This is a genomic window from Egicoccus halophilus, from assembly GCF_004300825.1.
Lineage (GTDB): Bacteria > Actinomycetota > Nitriliruptoria > Nitriliruptorales > Nitriliruptoraceae > Egicoccus > Egicoccus halophilus.
Window position 1 is genome coordinate 1,822,125 of the sequence record NZ_CP036250.1, and the last position, 15,028, is coordinate 1,837,152.

Annotated in this window: 14 protein-coding genes; 1 reads left to right on the forward strand and 13 read right to left on the reverse strand. The window is 72.5% G+C overall.

Annotated elements, in window-relative coordinates:
* Positions 1–140 precede the first annotated feature (140 nt).
* The 6 genes from mnhG to mbhE are packed head-to-tail and all read right to left on the reverse strand — an operon-like array spanning position 141 to position 5,952.
* Positions 141–494 (reverse strand): monovalent cation/H(+) antiporter subunit G, encoded by a 354-nt coding sequence (gene mnhG / locus ELR47_RS08075; RefSeq protein ID WP_165403943.1) that lies wholly within the window; start codon positions 492–494, stop codon positions 141–143.
* Positions 491–748, reverse strand: coding sequence for an MrpF/PhaF family protein (locus tag ELR47_RS08080; protein WP_130649436.1), 258 nt, complete (start codon positions 746–748; stop codon positions 491–493). The genes mnhG and ELR47_RS08080 overlap by 4 nt, the downstream gene beginning before the upstream one ends.
* Entirely contained in the window at positions 745–1,089 is a 345-nt protein-coding gene (locus tag ELR47_RS18280; protein ID WP_165403944.1) for a Na+/H+ antiporter subunit E, read from the reverse strand. Before ELR47_RS18280 ends, ELR47_RS08080 begins: the two co-directional genes overlap by 4 nt.
* Positions 1,086–2,633 carry a monovalent cation/H+ antiporter subunit D family protein gene (locus ELR47_RS08090; RefSeq protein WP_130649437.1) on the reverse strand — a complete coding sequence of 516 codons (1,548 nt, stop codon included), beginning with the start codon at positions 2,631–2,633 and terminating at the stop codon, positions 1,086–1,088. Before ELR47_RS08090 ends, ELR47_RS18280 begins: the two co-directional genes overlap by 4 nt.
* Positions 2,630–3,010, reverse strand: a complete 381-nt coding sequence (locus ELR47_RS08095; protein ID WP_130649438.1) for a sodium:proton antiporter — start codon at positions 3,008–3,010, stop codon at positions 2,630–2,632. The genes ELR47_RS08090 and ELR47_RS08095 overlap by 4 nt, the downstream gene beginning before the upstream one ends.
* A complete protein-coding gene (gene mbhE / locus ELR47_RS08100) occupies positions 3,007–5,952 on the reverse strand; it encodes a hydrogen gas-evolving membrane-bound hydrogenase subunit E (RefSeq protein WP_130649439.1) in 2,946 nt (981 codons plus the stop codon). The genes ELR47_RS08095 and mbhE overlap by 4 nt, the downstream gene beginning before the upstream one ends.
* Positions 5,953–6,208: 256 nt before the next feature.
* On the opposite strand from mbhE, the gene ELR47_RS08105 reads away from it, so the two are divergent.
* A complete protein-coding gene (locus ELR47_RS08105; protein ID WP_205745512.1) occupies positions 6,209–6,751 on the forward strand; it encodes a hemerythrin domain-containing protein in 543 nt (180 codons plus the stop codon).
* On the opposite strand, the gene ELR47_RS08110 is transcribed toward ELR47_RS08105, so the two are convergent.
* The 7 genes from ELR47_RS08110 to ELR47_RS08140 form a co-directional block, all read right to left on the reverse strand.
* Positions 6,748–7,926, reverse strand: a complete 1,179-nt coding sequence (locus ELR47_RS08110; protein ID WP_130649441.1) for an MFS transporter — start codon at positions 7,924–7,926, stop codon at positions 6,748–6,750. The two genes, ELR47_RS08105 and ELR47_RS08110, sit on opposite strands and share 4 nt — an antisense overlap.
* A 162-nt stretch (positions 7,927–8,088) precedes the next feature.
* Positions 8,089–8,640 carry a DUF421 domain-containing protein gene (locus ELR47_RS08115; protein ID WP_205745513.1) on the reverse strand — a complete coding sequence of 184 codons (552 nt, stop codon included), beginning with the start codon at positions 8,638–8,640 and terminating at the stop codon, positions 8,089–8,091.
* A gap of 3 nt (positions 8,641–8,643) precedes the next feature.
* The gene (locus tag ELR47_RS08120; RefSeq protein ID WP_130649442.1) at positions 8,644–9,033 is read right to left on the reverse strand and encodes a four-helix bundle copper-binding protein; all 390 of its coding nucleotides are present in this window, start codon (positions 9,031–9,033) and stop codon (positions 8,644–8,646) included.
* 86 nt (positions 9,034–9,119) lie between these two features.
* Positions 9,120–11,075 (reverse strand): acetate--CoA ligase, encoded by a 1,956-nt coding sequence (gene acs, locus ELR47_RS08125; RefSeq protein WP_130649443.1) that lies wholly within the window; start codon positions 11,073–11,075, stop codon positions 9,120–9,122.
* 126 nt (positions 11,076–11,201) lie between these two features.
* Positions 11,202–12,008 (reverse strand): SDR family NAD(P)-dependent oxidoreductase, encoded by an 807-nt coding sequence (locus tag ELR47_RS08130; RefSeq protein WP_130649444.1) that lies wholly within the window; start codon positions 12,006–12,008, stop codon positions 11,202–11,204.
* Complete coding sequence (locus ELR47_RS08135; protein ID WP_130649445.1) at positions 12,005–13,387, reverse strand: TldD/PmbA family protein; 1,383 nt, start codon at positions 13,385–13,387, stop codon at positions 12,005–12,007. Before ELR47_RS08135 ends, ELR47_RS08130 begins: the two co-directional genes overlap by 4 nt.
* Positions 13,388–13,391: 4 nt before the next feature.
* A complete protein-coding gene (locus ELR47_RS08140; protein ID WP_130651277.1) occupies positions 13,392–14,831 on the reverse strand; it encodes a TldD/PmbA family protein in 1,440 nt (479 codons plus the stop codon).
* Positions 14,832–15,028: the final 197 nt, after the last annotated feature.

Consider the following 15,028-nt stretch of genomic DNA (forward strand, 5'->3'; position numbering starts at 1 on the left):
AGCGGAGCTTCCCGGAGCCGGGAACCGAGGTCCCGGCCTCCCGGCCGTCTGCCGCGACGTACCCGGGAACTTTCACCCGAACTTCAGCGGCCCCGTCCGCACCGGGGTGCGGACGGGGCCGTCGAGGTGGACGACCGACCTCAGCGCGCCTCGAGCTCGTGGGGTCGTTCGACGAAGCCCTGCAGGTCGTCGACCGTGGTCCGGTCCCACAGCGGGGTCCCGGCGCGGTAGGCGGCGCGGGCGATGACGTGGCCGGAGACCGGCGCGCCGATGAACTGCAGCACGATGGCGATGCCCATCTTGACGGCGGCCTCGCCGGTCCCGATCGCGCACGCGGTGCCGGCGAGCACCAGCGCGATACCCAGGCCGGCGGCCTTGGTGGTGGCCGAGGAGCGGATGAACACGTCCGGGAAGCGCAGCAGGCCGATGCCGGCGAGCAGCACGAGGAAGATGCCCAGCCCGATCAGGACGGCGCCGATGAGGTCGAGGATCACGAGTCGCGCCTTCCGACGAGGGCCCCGAGGGAGATGGTGGCGAGGAAGCCGAGCAACGTCGCGATGAGGATGACGTCGAGGAACTCCCGGTAGGTGGTGCGCAGCGTCAGCAGGGCGATGGCCCCGACGATGGCGTACAGGCACAGGTCGGCGGCGATCGCCCGGTCGGCCACGCTCGGGCCGCGGACGGCCCGGACGATGCCCAGGGCGAAGGACAGCGCCAGCACGGCGAGTCCGAGGTCGATCAGCGTCATCGGGTGGCCTTCAGCAACGTGCGCTCGAGGCTGGCGATCTCGGCCAGGAAGGCCTCGCGTCCCTCGTAGTACAGGGTGTGGACGTACAGGTCGCGGGTGTCCTCGTCGACCTCGATCGACAGCGTCCCCGGCGTCATGGTGATCATGTTCGCCAGCAACGTGGTCTCCCAGTCGGATCGGGTCCGGGTCGGGACCCGCACGATGGCCGGCGTCATGGACAGGCCCGGGGTGAGGACCTCCCAGGCCACGCGGACGTTGGAGAGCACGAGCGCCCACAGGAAGACCAGCAGGGCCCAGACGATGTAGGGCAGGCGGCGCAGGACGCCGATCACGCGCTTCACAGGGACCTCACCGCTTCCAGGTAGGCGGTCGGCTCGAGCAGCGACTGCGCTGCCGGTTCGACCAGTTCGATCAGGGGCTGGGCGCCGATGCCGAGCACGAACACGGCCACGGCGACGAGCAGGGTCGGACCGACCATGCCGGCCACCCGACGGTTCGACGGGGCCCGGGCGACCGGCGGTTCGCTGTCCCCGGCGCCACCGGCAGGTACCGGCCGCAGGCCCAGCGCCCGGCCGGCCGGCTCCTGACGCGAGCGGTCGGTCAGCTCGCCCCAGAACGCCCCGTTCCAGATCTTCACCATCGACAGCAGCGTGAACAGACTGACCAGCACGGCCACGCCGCCCGCCACCCAGTGCGCGTCGACGAAGGCGGCCCGGATCAGCAGGTACTTGCCGACGAAGCCGGACGTCGGCGGGATGCCGGCCAGGGCGAGCGCGGGGAACAGGAACCCGAGCGCCAGCCAGGGTCGGGTCCGGACCATGCCGCCGAGCTCCTGGAGCTTGCCGGTCCCGGTCAGCGTCTCGACCGCGCCGACGGCCACGAACAGCGCCCCCTTCACCAGCACGTACTGCATCAGGTAGACGATGCCGGCGGTCACCCCTGCCAGGCTCCACAGACCCAGCGGCAGGATCAGGTACCCGACCTGGCTGACCATGTGGTAGGCGAGGATGCCGCGCATGTCCCCGCGGCCGACCGCGCCGAGCACCCCGACCACCATCGTGACGCCGGCGACGGCCAACCACAGGCTGCGGTAGCCCGGGTCGCCGGCGAACAGCACGCTGTAGAGGCGGAACAGCACGTACACGCCCGCCTTGGTCAGCAGGCCGCTGAACAGCGCGGTGACGCCGGGACCGGCCTGCACGTAGGTGCGAGGCAGCCAGGCGTGCATCGGTACCAGGCTGGCCTTGACGGCGATCGCGGCGGCGATCATCGACGCGCCGACGGCCGCGGTCGGGGTGGTCTGGACCACGCCGTACAGCTGGGCGAACGCGACCGTGCCGGCCGTGCCGTACAGCAGGGCGATCCCGACCAGGAACGTGGTCGAGGCGAGCAGGCTGACCGTGACGTAGATGACGCCGGCGCGGACCTGGCGGCGACCGCCGCGCAGGGTGAGCAGCACGTAGCTGCCGATCAGCATCACCTCGAAGGTGACGAACAGGTTGAACAGGTCGGCGGTGAGCAGCGAACCGAGCACGCCGGCGAGCAGGACGGCCACCATCGGGTGGAACAGTGGGTGGGCGTCCTCGCCGCGGCTGACGGCGAACACCAGCGCGAGCACCGCCGAGACGCTGACGGTCAGCAGCACCAGCGCGGAGAACCCGTCGGCGGCGAACGCGATCGCCAGCTCGACCGGCCAGTTGCCGATGTCGACCGCGACGGCCCGCCCGCCCGAGGTGGCGGCGACCAGCGCCCCGCCGAAGACGACCAGCGTCGTCAGCAGGGCGGCGGTGATCACCCGCTGCACCGCCCGCTGGCTGCGGAAGAGCAGACCCAGGGCGGCCGCGACGAGCGGCAGCGCGAAGGGGAGGGGGAGCAGGGCGCTCACGGGCGCTCCTCCGGGGTGGCGTGGGCAGGCAGGGCGTACTCGTCGAGGTCGTCCTCGTCGGACTGCTCGAGATCCTCGACGTCGTCGTGTCCGAGGACGTCACGCCCGCGGAACGCGAGAGTCAGGAGGAAGGCGGTGATGCCGAACGAGATCACGATCGCCGTGAGGGCGAACGCCTGCGGCAGCGGGTCGGCGGGCGTGCCGGGTTCGCCGATGAACGGCACCCCGCGGCGGGCGATGCCACCCGAGGTGACCAGGATGGTGGTGGCGACGTGCCCGAGCAGGCCGAACCCGATCGCGACGCGGACGATGCCGCGTTGCATCACGAGATAGGTCCCGCCGGCGGCGAGCAGGCCGACGATGATCGCGGCGGTCACTGGTGCTCCTGTCGGCCCGAAGGGCCGGCCGTGCTGTAGGAGTGGTCTTCGGCAGGCGACGCGGGGGCGTCCGCGGAGTGGCCCGGTCGGGCCGGCGGGAGGACCTGGCGGTCGCGGGGACGGGTCTCGCCGGCGTCGGACGCCCACGTGGGGATGCCGATGCGGTTGGGGTCCGGCGGCGGCTCGGGGATGCCCTGGCCGAGGTGGCGCACGATGGCGACCACCAGGCCGACCACCACGAGGTACACGCCGATGTCGAACACCAGTGACGCCGCCACCTCGAGGTGGAAGGGCAGGAAGGGCAGGTACCACTTCGCACCGTCGAGGAAGGCGCCGGTCGACACCAGGCCGCCCACGCCGTAGCCGACGGCGACGAGCAGCCCGACACCGACCAGCGGCAGGGTCCGCAGCAGGCGGCTCTGCCAGATGCGCTGGTGGCCACGGGCGAGGTAGAGCAGCACGACCGCGGCGCCCACGGCCAGGCCACCGATGAAGCCACCGCCGACCGCGTCGTGGCCGCGCAGCAGCAGCCACAGCGAGGCGAGCACCATCGCGGGGGCGAGCAGGCTGGCGCACGTGCGCAGGATCGGGCTGTCGATCACGCCGATGCCGCCCCACTGGGTCGGGGTCAGCGGCTCGCCGTCGACGCCGGGACGCGGTACGGCGCTGCGCGAGGACAACCGGACCAGCGAGAAGATGGCGGCGCCGGCGACGGCCAGCACGGTGATCTCCCCGAGGGTGTCCAGGGCACGGAAGTCGACCAGGATCGTGTTGACGACGTTGGCGCCGCCGGTGAGCCCCTCGCCGTCGGCGAGGAACTGGGCACCGACCTCGGACAGCTCACGGCGGCCGGTGAACAGGTAGGTGCCGACGCCGACCAGCGTGCCGACGACGACGGCGACGACCGCCGCGGTGACCTTGCGCACCTGGCTGACCTTCGGGAAGGTCGAGGGCAGGCGGCGGAAGACGACCACGAACAGCGCGACCGACAGCGTCTCGACCAGGATCTGCGTGAGCGCCAGGTCCGGCGCGCCCAGCAGGATGAACCAGCCGGCCACGGTGAACCCGGCCATGCCGAGGGTCGCGATGGCCGCGAGGCGGCTGCGGGCCTGGACGGTGCCGACGATGGCGGCGGCGAGCAGCACCACGATCGCCCAGTCGGCCGCCAGCCACGGGGCCGGGTCGCCGAGCCCGTCGGTGCCGACCCGCAACGTGCTGGCGACGCCGACGGTGGCGAGGGTCAGGACCACCGGCATCAGGTAGAAGGCCGCGCCGTGGGGGACCGAGGGGCTGCCGACCCGGGTGCCCAGCGCCAGCACCCCGTCGTAGATCCGGTCGAAGACGTCGGCCCCGCGCGGGAGCGTGATCCGCTGCTGCCAGGTCTCGATGCGGGTGCGCAGCAGCACGGCGCCGAGTCCGAGGCCGAGCACGATGCTCGACAGCAGCAGCGGCAGACCGAACCCGTGCCACAGCGCGAGGTGCATGTGCGACTCGTGGTTGCCGGTGGTGACGACGCCGACCGCGTCGACCAGCGGGTCGAACCGGCCGACGACCGCCGACAGGCCGAGTCCGAGCAGGCCGAGCAGCGCCGCGGGCGCAGCGAACGAGCGCGGTGCCCGGTGGGCGTGGGTGCGCTCCGGTCCCTCGAACGTGCCGAGGTAGTAGCGGGCGCTGTAGGCCACCGTGCCGATGCTGGCCAGCACCGCCAGGACGATGCCGACGACCCCGAGCCAGGCCGGGTCGTTCGCCTCGAGGAAGGCGGCGAAGATCTCCTCCTTCGACACGAACCCGAGCAGCGGCGGGATGCCGGCCATCGAGGCGGCGGCGAGGCCACCGGCCAGCGCGGTCAGCGGCAGGGTCCGACGCAGGCCGCCGAGCCGGCGCAGGTCGCGGGTGCCGGCCTCGTGGTCGACGATGCCGACGGTCATGAACAGCGCGGCCTTGTACAGCGCGTGGGCGAGCACGTGCAGGCTGGCGGCGGCCAGGGCGTAGAACGTGCCGATGCCGATGATGCCGACCATCAGGCCGAGCTGGCTGATCGTCGAGTAGGCCAGCAGCGCCTTGAGGTCGTTCTGCTTGGTGGCCACGACCGCGCCGAACAGGGCCGTGCCCATGCCGACCAGCACCAGCGTGACCTGCCACAGGGGCACGCCGCCGAACAGCGGGGTGAACCGGAACAGCAGGTAGATGCCGGCCTTGACCATCGTCGCGGCGTGCAGGTAGGTCGACACCGGCGTCGGGGCGACCATGGCCCCGGGCAACCAGAAGTGGAACGGGAACTGCGCCGACTTGGTGAAGGCCGCCAGCAGCAGCAGCACGATCGCCGCGGAGGCCACGCCCGACGCGAGGATCGTCTCGCGCGAGGCGAGGATCTCGTGCAGCGACCCCGTGCCGGCGGCGACCGCGAGCAGCGTCACGCCGGCCAGCAGCGCCAGCCCGCCCAGCCCGGTGGTGAGGAACGCCCGGGTCGCGCCCTGCTTGCCCTCGCCCAGCCCACCGATGAGGAAGAAGCTCGAGACGCTGGTGAGCTCCCAGAACACGAACAGCAGCAGCACGTCGTCGGCGAGCACCAGGCCGAGCATCGCGCCGGCGAACAGGGTGAGCAACGACAGGTAGCGGGCGGTCTTGGGGCTGTCCGGCCCGAAGTAGCGGGCCGCATAGGCGAGCACCATCGCCCCGACGACCAGCACGATCATCGAGAACAGCAGTGCCAGACCGTCGAGGCGCAGGGCGAAGTCGATGCCCGCGTCGGGCAGCCAGGCCAGCGACTGGGTGACGTGCTCGTCGTCGAGCACGGCCGGAGCCTGGACACCGATCCAGCCCGCCACGGCGAGCAGCACCGCGCCGCCGAGATAGCCGGCGTTGCGGTCGAGGAGGCGGACGAGCAGCGGCGTCAGTGCGGCGAGCACGAACACGGCGCCGACGGCGAGGGCGAGGGTCACGAGCGAGATCCGTCTGCTCCGCCGGCGGTGCCGGCAACCAATTCAGCGGGCGAAGTCGAGTTCCGACATCCGGTCGGTCGCCTCAGCGGGGACTTCAGCGACGTGTCAGGATTGTTGGCACGGTATCCCGCGACGTCGCGGGCAACGTGTCGGTGTCCGTCCGGTCGCGACGGACGGTCCGCCGCTCGCACGGTGCTCTGGGAGGATGACCGGCGGCAGGGCGCACTCCGGCGCCCGCGAGCAGGGAGCAGCACCCGTGAGTCAGCAGTACGCAGGCGCGAGCACCGCCGACACCGAGGACGTCGTCGGTCTGATCCTCGCCGACCACCGCGAGTTCGAGCGGCTGTTCCGGTTGCTGCGCAACCGCGAGGAGGACCGCGCCGCCCTGCGCGGGCAGCTCGCGGACCTGCTCGTGGCGCACGCCGAGGCCGAGGAACAGGAGGTCTACCCGGCACTGCGCCGCAAGGCGCCCGAGGAGGCCGAGGAGATCGAGCACGGCTCCGAGGAGCACAGCGAGGGCCACGAGGCCCTGCTCGAACTGCTCGAGGTGGCCGACGTCGACGACCACGACACGTTCGAGGACAAGCTCGAGGAGCTCGTCGAGGCGCTCAACCACCACATCGACGAGGAGGAGCGCGACATCCTCAACGCGGCCCGGGAGAACGTCGGCGACGACGAGCGCGCCGAGCTCGGTCGCGCCTTCCTCGCGGTCCGCAACCGCCTGCTGGAGGGCACCCCGGGTGACGTGGACAACGTGGGCCGGTTGGTGGACGAGGCCCGCGAGAAGGGCGAGCTCTAGCGCTCACCTGCCTCGACGGGCGCCGCCTCGGCGGCGACGACGGCCGGGCGCAGCGTCATGACGAGGACGAACACGCCGACGGCGAACAGCGGCACGCGCAGGTCGAGCTGTTCGGTTAGCACGCCGATCAGCGGGGGGCCGGCCAGGAACCCGCCGTAGCCGATCGTGGCGACGGCGGCCACTCCCTCGCCCGGCGAGCGGGCGAGGCGGCCGGCGGCGCTGAAGCACAGCGGGACGATCGGGGCCAGCCCGGCGCCGGCCAGGGCGAAGCCGGCGACCGCGGCCGGCAGCGTCGGGACCAGCGTGACCAGGACGAACCCGAGGCCGGCGACCGCGCCGCTGGCACGGACCACCGCCGCAGGGCCGAACCGCCGGGTCACCCGGTCGCCCAGCAGTCGCGCGAGGGTCATCGCGGCGGTGAAGGCCACGTAGCCCCAGGTCACCCGCTCGGGGGCGACCCCCACGACGTCGTCGAGGTGGATCCCGCTCCAGTCGCTGGCGGTCCCCTCACCGAGCGCCGACGCGAAGCAGATCAGCGCGACCGGCACCAGCGCGCCGCGTGGCAGGGCGAAGCGCGGTGAGGAGGTCCCCGCCACGGCCCGGTCGCGGACCCGCAGCCAGCGCGCGAGCACCGCCACGGTCGCGGCGACGACCAGGGCGACCACCGTGAGATGCACCTCGACCGGTACCCGTGCCCGCACCGCCACGGTGGCCGCCAGCGCGCCGAGCAGGCTGCCGACGCTCCAGGCGGCATGCAGCCCGACCAGGATCGAGCGCCCGTAGCCGCGCTCGACGCCCACGCCCTGGGCGTTCATGCCGATGTCCATCGTGCTCACCGACGCGCCGAAGGCGGCCAGCGTCGCCGCCAGCGACCACGGCGAGGGTGCCAGCCCGAGCAGCGGCAGGACGACCACGATGCCGATCGCGCCGGTGACGGTGACGGCCCGGCTGCCGATGCGCGCGACCAGGCCGCCGGCCAGCGGCAGGGCGACGATCGTGCCCAGCGCCATGCCGAGCAGGACCATCCCGAGCGTCGCCTCGCTCATGCCCAGCCCGCTGCGCACGTCGGGGATGCGGGCGATCCACGACGCCATCGCCGCGCCGTTGGCCAGGAACGCGGCCGTCACGGCGAGCCGGGCGGAACGGTCGGGGACCAGCGCGGCGGGAACGGTCATGGCGGCCCTGCACGGTTCCGACGATCAGCGAGGCGGTCCCGGGCAGGACCGAGCCGCGGGAGGATACGTCCCGCCGCGACGCGCGCGGTCGCGGGAGCCGAGGCATGTCCACGTCGGGGCCGACACGACGTCAGGGCACCACGGGGGCAGGCGGGGACGGGATCACGTCCGGGGATGCTCGGAGGCGCGGCGGACACCGTTCAGCAGCGACGGGTCCAGGGGCTGTTTGCCGTGCAGCACCGTCATGTCCCCGGTCGTCTCGAAGACCACGGCATGGACCTCGGCCGGGTCGAGGACGTTGGCGGCCCGCAGCTTGGCGGTGAGGTCGTCGGGCGTCAGGCGGGCGGCGGCCAGCGCCTCGTGCATCACCTGTCCTTCGTGCATCAGCAGCAGCGGCTCGTTGTCGACCGTGCGGTCGAACCGGCTCTGCTGCCGCAGCTTGGCGATCGCCCACTGCGAGAAGAACAGCACCGCGACCGCGACCAGCCCGGACGCCACCGGGGCGTTGCCGAGCGCGACGCCGGCGATGATGGAGCCGACCGCGACGGTCATCGCGAAGTCGAACGCCGACAGCTTCGCGAAGCTGCGCAGGCCGAGCAGCCGGTTGGCGAGCACGACCCAGGCGTAGATCGCCAGGACCGAGACCAGCACCGCCACCAGCTCGCCCGCGCCGGCACCGAGCTGCGCGGTCAGGGAGCGCCAGATGTCCGCCACCGGTCAGGCGACGGCGTCGAGCAGGTCCCGACAGGCCTGTTCGCACCGGCGGCAGGCCTCGGCGCACGCGCGGCAGTGGTCGTGGTGCTCGGCGTGCTGCTCGCACTCCTCGGCGCAGGCACGGCAGGCCTCGGCGCAGACCCGCACGAGCTCCAACCACGGCGCCCCGGACGCGCCGGCGCGGGCGACGACCTTCGCCGTGGCCGCGCAGATGTCGGCGCAGTCGAGGTCGGAACGTACGCAGCGCACCAGGCCCGGGTCGCCCTCCTCGAGGCAGGCGTCGGCGCAGGCCGTGCAGTGACCGGCACAGTCCAGTGCGGCCTCGACCACCTTCGCGAGCAGGTCGACACGCAGGTCGTCGCCGTGGTCGCGCAGCACTTCGCTGATCGCCATGTCCGTGCTCCCTTCGTCGGGTGTGGAAGGACACACCCAACCGGGGGAGCGGCCGGTCGGGGCGGGGGCGCCCCGACCGAACGGCGTCAGTCCTTGGGCTGGTCGAGGTAGCGGCCCTTGATGGTGTCGACCACCCCGGCGTCGGCCAGCGTCGTGGTGTCGCCGAGTTCCTTGTCCTCGGCGATGTCCTTGAGCAGGCGCCGCATGATCTTCCCCGACCGGGTCTTGGGCAGGTCCGCGGTGAACAGCAGCGACGCGGGCTTGGCGATCGGCGAGATCATCTTCGCCACGTGCTCACGTAACTCCTTCGCCAGTGCCTCGTCGCCCTCGACGTTGCCGCGCGGCGTGACGAACGCGGCGATGGCCTGCCCGGTCTGTGCGTCGGCACGGCCGACGACCGCGGCCTCGGCGACCGAGGGGTGGCTCACCAGGGCCGACTCGACCTCGGTGGTCGAGATCCGGTGGCCGGAGACGTTCATGACGTCGTCGACCCGACCGAGCAGCCAGAAGTAGCCGTCCGTGTCGCGCTTGGCCCCGTCCCCGGCGAAGTAGATCCCGCCGCCGAAGCGCGACCAGTACGTGTCGGCGAACCGCTGCTCGTCGCCCCAGATGCCCCGCAGCATCGACGGCCACGGACGGTCGAGCACGAGGTAGCCACCGCCGGGAACGCCGACCTCGTTGCCGCGGTCGTCGTAGATCGTGGCCGAGATGCCCGGCAGCGGGAACGTGGCCGAACCGGGCTTGGTGGTCGTGGCCCCCGGCAGCGGGGCGATCATGATCGCGCCGGTCTCGGTCTGCCACCAGGTGTCCACGATCGGGCAGCGACCGCCACCGATCTGTTCGCGGTACCACATCCACGCCTCGGGATTGATCGGCTCACCGACGGTGCCGAGCAGGCGCAGGCTCGACAGGTCGTGTCGCGCCGGGTGCTCGTCGCCCCACTTCATGAACGAGCGGATCGCCGTGGGGGCGGTGTAGAGCTGCGTGACGCCGTACTTCTCGACGATCTCCCAGAACCGGTCCTCGGCCGGGTGGTTGGGCGTGCCCTCGTACATCACGCTCGTGGCGCGGTTGGCGAGCGGGCCGTACACGATGTAGCTGTGACCGGTCACCCAGCCGATGTCGGCGGCGCACCAGTAGACGTCGGTGTCCGGCTCGAGGTCGAACACGTACCGGTGGGTGAACGCGACCTGCGTCAGGTACCCGCCCGTCGTGTGCATGATCCCCTTGGGCTTGCCGGTCGTTCCCGAGGTGTAGAGCAGGTAGAGCAGGTCCTCGGCGTCCATCGGCTCGGGCGGGCACTCGGTGGACTGCCCGGGCACGAGCTCGTGCCACCACACGTCGCGGCCCTCGGTCATCGCGACGTCGTTCTCGGTCCGGCGCACGACCAGGACGTGCTCGATCGAGTCGGTCTCGGCCAGCGCCTCGTCGGCGTTGTCCTTGAGCGGGAACACGTTGCCGCGTCGCCACGATCCGTCGGCGGTGACGAGCAGCTTGCACGACGAGTCGTTGATGCGGTCGCGCAGCGCGGCCGAGGAGAAGCCGGCGAAGACCACCGAGTGGATCGCGCCGATGCGGGCGCAGGCGAGCATGATCGTCGGCAGCTCGGGGATCATCGGCAGGTAGATCGCGACCCGGTCGCCCTTGCCGACACCGAGCTCCTTCAGGGCGTTCGCGGTGCGTTGGACGTCGTCGAGCAGCTGCTGGTAGGTGATCGTGCGGGTGTCGCCCGGCTCACCCTCCCAGTGGTAGGCGACCTGCTCGCCGTGACCGGCCTCGACGTGGCGGTCCAGGCAGTTGTGCGCGACGTTGAGCTGGCCGCCGACGAACCACTTCGCGTGCGGCGGCTGCCAGTCGAGGATCGTGTCCCACTCCCGGGACCAGTCCAGCTGGGCGGCCTCGCGGGCCCAGAACCCCTCGAAGTCGGCGTTGGCGTCGTCGTAGATCTCCGCGCCGGTGACCAGCGCGTTCGCCTGGAACTCCGGCGGTGGGGGAAAGGTGCGCGACTCGTCGAGCAGGCCTTCGATCGCATCGGCTCCCATGATCTCGTGCTCCCACGTCTGGCGGTCGAGGTCGAGGTCGACGCTAGTCCCTGCCGTGCCCGGGCGCGCCGGTCGGACCGCCCACCCGCGGACCGACGAAGGCGTGCTCCCGACCGCGGGGCCGGCTCAGCGCAGCCGGCGGGTGACCTCGCCGACGATGCGTCGGGTGAGCCGGGTGGGGGTCAGCGTCGTCGCGGTCACCCCGACCCGGTACCACCAGCTCGGTAGCACCAGGGCGCGTCCGCGGGCCACGCCGTCGAGGCCGGCCCGGGCGACGTCGCCCGGCCGGTCCCACACGAAGCCGGGGATGCGCGCGGCGATTTCGTTGGCGTCGGCGGCGTCGACGAAGCCGGACCGGGTGAAGCCCGGGGCGAGGGCGGTGACCGTCACCCCGGTGGAACGCAGCTCCTCGTGCAGCGCCTGCGACCAGCTCGAGACGAACGCCTTGGTGGCGGCGTAGGTGGCCATGTTCGCGACCGGCTCGAACGCCGCGACCGACGCCACGTTGAGCACCGCCCCCTGCCGCTCGCGCAGCAACGGCAACGCCGCGTGGGTCAGCCGTAGTGGCGCGAGCACGTTGAGGCGGACCGACTGCTCGGCCTCGTCGACGTCGAGCTCGGCGAAGGGTCCCACCTGTCCCGTGCCGGCGTCGTTGACGAGCAGGTCGATCGGCGCGTCACGGTCCTGCAGACGCGTGCACACCCGGCGCAGGTCCGTCTCGTCGGTCAGGTCGGCGGCCAGCACCTCGACGTCCCGGCCGGGACCGTCGGGCGCCGAGGCGCGCAGTTCGTCGGCCAGCGCCGTCAGGGCCTGCTCGTCGCGGGCGACCAGGACGGTGGCGACGTTGCGCGCCGCGAGCTGTCGGGCCAACTCGGTGCCGATGCCCGACGACGCGCCGGTGACCAGCGCCCGGGAGAACCGCCGCAGCGTCATCCGCGTGCACCGCCGGTGAAGTTCCACGCCTTGAGTCGCAGCGACGGCGCGATCACCGCGCCCGGACCGAACTCCGCGTCGGCGTAGCGGTCGTCGTTGCCGATCGCGGCGACCTGCCCCTGCGCCAGGGCCTGCACGAACGACTGCGTGAACCGCAGGTTGCCGACCGCGCCGACCACCTCACCGTCCTCGACCAGAAACGTGCCGTTGCGGGTCAGCCCCGTCACCACCAACGTCTTCGGGTCGAGCACCCGGCAGTAGTGGAACTGGGTTACCAGCAGACCGCGCCCGACGTCGGCGACCAGCTGCTCGGCCGGTGGGGTGCCCGCCACCAGGCGCATCGTCGTCGGCACCGCGCCGAACCCGGCGCCGCCCGGGACCGCGCTGCCCGTCGTCTGTGTCCCGGCGCGCCTGGCCGTGCGGCGGTCGTGGGCGAGGTTGCGGGTGACGCCCGCCTCGACCAGCGGGTAGGTCCGGCGCGGGGTGCCCTCGTTGTCGAAGGGCAGTGCCACCGAGCGCGGGTCGTCCGGGTCCTCGAGGATCGTCAGCTGCGCGTCGAGCTGCTGTTCGCCGATCTTGGCGTACGAACCCCCCTCGAGGTGCATCTTGGCGTTGAAGCCGTACACGCCCAGGAACGTCAGGATCGTCGCCACCGCCTCCGGGCCGAGCACCACCTCGTAGATCCCGGGGTCGACGTCGACGAACTCGGCCGAGCGTCGGCCACGGTCGGCCGCCAGCGCACCGGCCGCCGCCGCGTCCAGCTCGGTCAACCGCTGCGAGGTCTGGTGCGCCGAGCCCGCCGACGACCCCGTCTGGTGGATGCCGTCGACCGTCGCGCGCGACGTACGCCCGACGACGCGCTGCCCGGCCGTCGAAGCGAACGCGGCCCAGGTCGCCTCCGTGTCGAGGTAGCCCGCGGCCCGCAGGTCGCGGTCGGCGTCCACGAACGCCTTGACCCGCTCGGCGCGCTCCTCGGGACGCGCGTCGGCCGTCGCCGCGTCGAAGTTGCCCTCCCGGGTGACCGGCGCCGGCGGCGTCGCCCCCGGCCAGTGCGGGTCGACCGGCTGCAACGAGGCCGAGTCCAGCGTCGAGGCGATCAGCGAGCGCAGGGCGTCGTCGCGGGTGTCGGTCGTCGCCGCCGTCGCGGTGCGTCCGTCCACCGCCAACGTCAGCGCGACCGAGACCGTGTCCTCGCCGACGTGCTGGTGCACGAACGAGTTCGCGAACCGGGTCAGGCCGTGGCGGGTGCGGCCGACCAGGACGTTGGCCTCGACCGTCGCGTGCTGCGCGCGCGGGCTCGTCCGCACCAGCTCGACCACGCGGTCGGCGAGTGCCTGCAGATCGGTCAGGTCACGGACGGGGTGCTCGTCGGTCGTCATCGTCTCAACCCTTCACGCCGACACGGACGTTCGTGAACCGCCCGGGGGAGGCGGGATGGCCGGTGTGACCGACCTGCATCGGCTGGCCCTTGCCGCAGTTGGGCACGCCCCACGGGACCCACTCGTCCTCGCCGGCGAGCCGGTCCAGCGACGCCCAGAACCGCGGCGTGATCCCGGTGTAGGTCGGGTTCTTCACCATCCGACCCAGCTTGCCGTCGACGATCTCCCAACCGATCTCGCAGCCGAACTGGAAGTTGAGCCGTCGGTCGTCGATCGACCACGACCGGTTGGTGGCCAGGTACACGCCGCGCCTGGTGTCCGCGATGATCTCGTCCAGGCTGCCCTCGCCCGGCTTGAGCCCGACGTTGGTCATGCGCACCATCGGCAGCCGGTTGAAGCCGTCCGCGCGCACCATCCCGCCCGGCTCGAGCCCGGCGAGGTGTGCGGTGTCGCGGCCCGAGAGCACCCCGACCCAGGTGCCCTCGCGGACGATGTCGACCGCCCTGGCGGGCGTTCCCTCGTCGTCGTAGCCGAAGGTCGCCAGCGCACCCGGGATGGTCGCGTCGGCGGTGATGTTCATCAGCTCCGAGCCGTACTGCAGGCTCCCGAGCTGTTCGAGGTCGAGGAAGCTGGTGCCGGCGAACGCGGCCTCCCAGCCCAGGATGCGGTCGAGCTCGATCGCGTGGCCGACCGACTCGTGGATCTGCAGCGCCAGTTGGCTCGACTCGAGCACCAGGTCCATCTCGCCGGCCGGGCAGTCCGGTGCGCTCAGCAGCTGGACCGCCTCCTCGGCGATGCGTGCCGCGTTGCCCGGCAGGTCGAACCGGCGGATCACCTCGTAACCGCCGGTCTCGTAGTGCCCGAACGACTGCGGGTAGCTGCGCCGCTGGGTCTCCGACTCGCCGACCGCGGTCGCGTCCATGCCGCCGCCGGCCTCGACCAGGTGCTGGTGGATGCGGTGGCCCTGCGAGGACACGAACCACTTGTCGGTGTCCCAGAAGCCGAGATGGGCGGTCGCGACCGCGATGCCCTCGACCTCCGACATCGTGCGGGTCACACCGACGACCAGATCGACCTTGTCCCCGAGCGGCACGTCGAACGGGTTCTCCGCGTGCGGGGTCTCGTAGACGTCCTGCGCCACCGGCACGTCCGCGAGCTCGATCGCCGCGCCGGGCACCAGCGCCGACGCCTTCGCCGTGGCGGTCGCCTCGGCGCCGGCCTTCTTCGCCGCCACGTCGGTCAGCTCCCCGGTCGCCGCGAATCCCCACGACGATCCGATCAGCGCCCGCACGCCGACACCGGCGTCCTCGGCGTGGGTGACCGACTCCACCTCGCCGTTGTGCGCGGCGATGCGCTCCTGGCGGCGGATCACCACCCGCGCGTCGGCGTAGGTCGCACCGGCGGCCAGGGCGGCCTCGACCGCGGCCCGTGCGTAGTCGAACATCTCGTCCCCGGCGCTGGCGTTGGGCACCTGCTACGACCTCCAGGTCGACGTCGCGCCGGACGCTACCGTGTTCGCGTCGTGTCGCGTTCCTCCGGCCCTGGGTCGGGGGGCCTGGCCGATGGTGCGGTCAGCACCGTCGGCCGGCGTGGTGGGGACGCGCGCGAAGTGGGCCGGGGGAGCGGCAGGTGGCAGGATGC